Source organism: Desulfosarcina sp. (assembly GCF_041551955.1).
GTDB lineage: Bacteria > Desulfobacterota > Desulfobacteria > Desulfobacterales > Desulfosarcinaceae > Desulfosarcina.
The window spans coordinates 1-4,121 of sequence record NZ_JBFELV010000446.1; the positions used below are offsets into that span (position 1 = coordinate 1).

Here is a 4,121-nt window from a genome sequence, read left to right on the forward strand (position 1 = left end):
TACGAACACCGCATCAGCTTCGAGGGCTTCCACATTTACGGCACCTGCGGCGGTGATTGCGGCCCCGTCAATCAGCTCCGATTCGTCGATTCCACGTGTTTTGATACAGGGGCCGCAAACCCACATCTTTCCACCCAGTTCCATAAAGCTGGCCAGCAGGTCTTTCATGGGGGGAAACCCACCACCGGGAGGCATGGTGTCGGCATAGTTTTTTTCAGCGATGGTAACACCGTCCCCATTGAGCACGATGGTTGCTTGGATATCCATCGCCAGGGCTGCATTGGCCAACACGAAAGGCATATGGGCTGTCTCGGATCGATCTTTTCCGCAGGTGCACACATAAAGGATCTTTTCTTGTTTTTCAGTCATGTTGCGACTCCTTGTGAAGTGGTTTGATTTCTATTGTGGTATCGGTTCACAGTTTACAGTTAAGCTTTTTTCCAATCTTCTAAATCCTCAAAAAAAGACCTCATAGTTATCCCCTGCCGTCTGTTTTTCTTAACCGTGAACCGATAACTGTATACCGTGAACCGTGACCTATTGTGCCTGACGGGCAAGCACCGTCGACAGATCTTCCACATCGGCGCCCGCATTTCTCAGGTTGCCTAAACAGATGGGGCACATGGCGACAATCGGATCGGCGGATTTGTCCAGTTCGGCAATGCGCCGCTCTCCCACCGCTTTGGAAAGCTTGGGCGATATGGATTCGGCCGGCCCGCCGCAGCAGTTGGTGAAAAGCCCCGCGTTCCTGATGGGCGCACATTCGATATCCACGCTGGCAAGCAGGTTGACCGGCACGTCAGACAACTCCAGGTATCGCCCATAGAAGCAGGGGTCATGTAGGGCAATCTTTTTGTGGCCGTTTTTCGACGTCAGCTTCAACAATTCGAAATAGGTGTGAACCTCGAAGCGTTCTCCCGTATATTTGGGAAAAAGGATCTTCAAGGCATAGGTGGTGTGGGGATCCACGGTGATCAGTTTTTTAATCCCGTTTCGCTTCAGGTTGGCGGCCACGTACCTGGCGTGCCGCACAAAGCTGTCCTGGTCGCCAAGATCGTACAGCAGGACGCCGCTGTAATCATCAAGACGGGGGTCGTAATAGAAATCCACCTTGGACTTGGTCAGGATGTCGGCAATATCCATCAGGATGCCGTTGAATTTCTTTTTTTCTCGACCGGGGGTGATCGCCGCCAGGCCCAATCCGGACAGCAGTTTGGGAACATATTTGCCGTACTTGAGATAGTTGGCCCACGGCGTATCCTCAAAGCGGGTCAAATAGGACGTGGATTTTTCGATGTAGGGAATGAACTGGTACATCAACCCGGTAAACAGCAGGGCATCTCCCTTTTGGGGAACGCTGGCTTTTTTCCACCAGGTATTGATCGCGAACTTGGGAACGCCGAACGGATTTTTTGTTTTTCTCACGTTATCGGCAATCAGATTGATAATATCCTTGGGGTCGTACATTTAAGACCTCCTCCAGTCGGCAACCACAAAGCGTTTTAACCCCAGAATGACTTCTCCGGGATCCGCCCCCCGCGGGCAGGTCTGGGTGCACAGCCCGCAGTGCAGGCAGCGCCAGAGGTCCTGGGCATTTTCAAGAATTCGATCTTTGGCGCCAAGCTGAATATAGCGGATCATCCGGCGTGGAAAGTGTTCGGAGATCAGCGGGCAGATCGCCGCGCAGGTGCCGCAGTTGAAACATTCAAGCGCCGTATCATTGCCATGTTTGGCGAGTTCTATTGCAAATTCCGGGTTGACCAGGGCCAATTTTTCCTCCCAAAGGCGATCGTGTCTTCACCGGGTCAATTGGTACTTGAAGTAGCCGCCGTCCTTTTCGGCTTCCTTGATTTTGCCGTATTTTTTAAGGGCCGCCATGTACCAGAGGGTTTCCGCCGTTGATGCGCCCGTTGCCGCGGCAAGGGTGGGAATGGTTTGCGCCCCGTCCTTGAGTTGATCCAAAATGGCGTCAATGGCATTCTTCTGGTGCTTCATTTTAGTCGAAGCGGCTTTGATCAAGGTTTTCCGCTCTTCACGAAGCGTTTTCATGGCTGCTTTTTTAGCTTGCTGGTCCTGCTCAGGTTGACGCATTGCCTCGCCTCTTGGTTAAGGTGTTGCCTGATTTAACGTCATATGGGTTAGGGTCAGGCCGCCACGTCGGCGACGATGCGGTCGACCATGGCCTCATACTGTTTAAGGGTCCAGCCGCTGATGTCGATGGCATTTTGCGGGCACACCGCAACGCAGGCGCCGCATCCCGTACACAGCGCCGGCGTCACTTCGGCGCGCGGCACCATCTTTCCATCCACCTCCGTCTCCACCAGGCGCAGGGCGCCTTCCACCAGACAGGCATCTACACAGGACCCGGTTCCGTTGCATTTGGCGGTATCGACGTCGGCAACGAACGGATCCAGCTCCACATAGCCTCGGCCCAGCAGCGCTGCCGCCTTGACCGCCGCCGCGCTTGCACCGTTGCAGGCCTCGCCGACATCCATGGGGGCCTGGCAGGTACCGGCGAGCAAGATGCCCGTCTGGGGCAGTTCGACCGGGCGCAGCTTCGGATGCACCTCCAGAAGGAAGCGATCCGTGCCCACCGGCAGTTTCATCATGTTCACCAACTCGGAGATGCCGGTGGGTTCCATGCCCGTGGCCAGAACCACCAGGTCCGCCGGCACATTGACTGCTTCGCCGAAGGTCAGGGTGTCATTGACGTCGACCCGCAGCGGATAGTCACCGTCATCCGTGTTTTCAACCACCTGGGGAGGGTCTTCCGCTTCATATCGCAAAAAGACTACCTTGTTTTTGGCGGCATCGTTGTAAAGGTCTTCCTGACCGCGGCCATAGGTCCGGATATCCCGGTAGAACTCGTAGACGCTGGTGCCGGGATAGGTTTGCCGGACCATCGTGGCCGCACTGAGCGTTGCCGAACAGCAGGTGCGGGAACAGTATTCGTTCAAATTTCCGGACGCGTCTTCAGGGTGAATTCCGGGAATGTGGCGGCTGCCGACGCAGTGAATCATGGCAAGGCTTCTGATGGGTCTGCCGTTGACGTTCAACCGGTCTCCCGCCGCGGGTTTTTCGGCCAGGGTCTGGATCAAGTCGGTCAGGGTGATGACTTCTTTAAAATCTCGGTAGCCATACTCTCCGCGACGCGGGACATAGGACTTAAACCCGGTGGCCAGCACAATGACACCGGTTTCGATGGTCAAGGCGTCGGCTTCCGTTGGAACCGGATTCGGGTATACTCCGCAAAATGGCACATAGTCACCCGGGCTGACCCCGTCCATGCTGCTTCCTTTGCCTTTATCGTCTGCATGAGGGAATTTCGGTGCTTGCTTTCGAACGCCGAGCGTAAAGCTTCCCACATAGCCCTCGAAGGAGTCGACGGCCGCACAGGTGTGAACGGTAATGTTGGGGTCGGCCAGAACCCGTCCGGCGAGGCCTTTCACCAGATCGGCCGCGTTGTCCCCGGTGGGGGCAATCCGATCGAGGCGGGCCAGCTGACCGCCGATAAACGGTGATTTCTCGATCAGCGAGACGGCGATCCCCCGATCGGCCAGGTCCTTTGCCGCGCGCAGACCGGCGATACCGCCGCCGATAACCGTCGCGTGAGGCGTTGCATCGACACGAATCGGCGCCAAGGGGTTGAGCTGCTCGGCCTTGGCCGCGGCTGCCGAAACCAGGCGGGTGGCCTTGTCGGTGGCCGCTTGCCCGTGATGGACCCAGCTGACATGCTCGCGAATGTTGGCATGGTCGTAAATATAGGGATTCATCCCGGCACGGATCAGGGTGTTGCGAAATGTGGTTTCATGGAGACTGGGCGCGCAGGAGGCCACCACGACCCGATTGACGGTGCCGTTTTTCAGGTCCTCCATGATCAACTCCTGGCCCGGGTCCGAGCACATGAACATATTGGTCCGGGCCACGGAGACGCCGGGCAGCTTTTCCACCCGGTCACGAACCGTCTCCACATCGACGTGGTCCGATATATTTCCACCGCAGTAGCAGATGTAGACGCCTACTTTTCCGGGTTCCGTAGGGTTCGCGTTGTTTTGCTCTTCTGCCATGCCTGCATCTCCTAACCCGGATAAACCGGAAACAACAAACCGCAAACAGCAAAA

The 4,121-nt window shown here is 56.3% G+C and carries 5 protein-coding genes; all 5 read right to left on the reverse strand.

Annotated elements, in window-relative coordinates; translation table 11 throughout:
* Positions 1-369, reverse strand: a 369-nt coding sequence (locus ABYV26_RS22145; RefSeq protein WP_372683532.1) for a DsrE family protein, incomplete at its 3' end; no start/stop codon positions are given.
* Between the two features lie 168 nt (positions 370-537).
* Positions 538-1,467 (reverse strand): (Fe-S)-binding protein, encoded by a 930-nt coding sequence (locus tag ABYV26_RS22150; protein WP_372683533.1) that lies wholly within the window; start codon positions 1,465-1,467, stop codon positions 538-540.
* A complete protein-coding gene (locus tag ABYV26_RS22155) occupies positions 1,468-1,770 on the reverse strand; it encodes a 4Fe-4S dicluster domain-containing protein (RefSeq protein WP_372683534.1) in 303 nt (100 codons plus the stop codon).
* A gap of 27 nt (positions 1,771-1,797) precedes the next feature.
* The gene (locus ABYV26_RS22160; RefSeq protein WP_372683535.1) at positions 1,798-2,091 is read right to left on the reverse strand and encodes a hypothetical protein; all 294 of its coding nucleotides are present in this window, start codon (positions 2,089-2,091) and stop codon (positions 1,798-1,800) included.
* Positions 2,092-2,144: 53 nt separating this feature from the next.
* Complete coding sequence (locus ABYV26_RS22165; RefSeq protein ID WP_372683536.1) at positions 2,145-4,067, reverse strand: CoB--CoM heterodisulfide reductase iron-sulfur subunit A family protein; 1,923 nt, start codon at positions 4,065-4,067, stop codon at positions 2,145-2,147.
* Positions 4,068-4,121 lie beyond the last annotated feature (54 nt).

What these genes read in the sequence shown, in the direction of transcription:
- ABYV26_RS22160 (WP_372683535.1), bottom strand. Translation starts at nt 2,091, where the DNA reads ATGCGTCAACCTGAGCAGGACCAGCAAGCTAAAAAAGCAGCCATGAAA.
- ABYV26_RS22150 (WP_372683533.1), bottom strand. Translation starts at nt 1,467, where the DNA reads ATGTACGACCCCAAGGATATTATCAATCTGATTGCCGATAACGTGAGA.
- ABYV26_RS22165 (WP_372683536.1), bottom strand. Translation starts at nt 4,067, where the DNA reads ATGGCAGAAGAGCAAAACAACGCGAACCCTACGGAACCCGGAAAAGTA.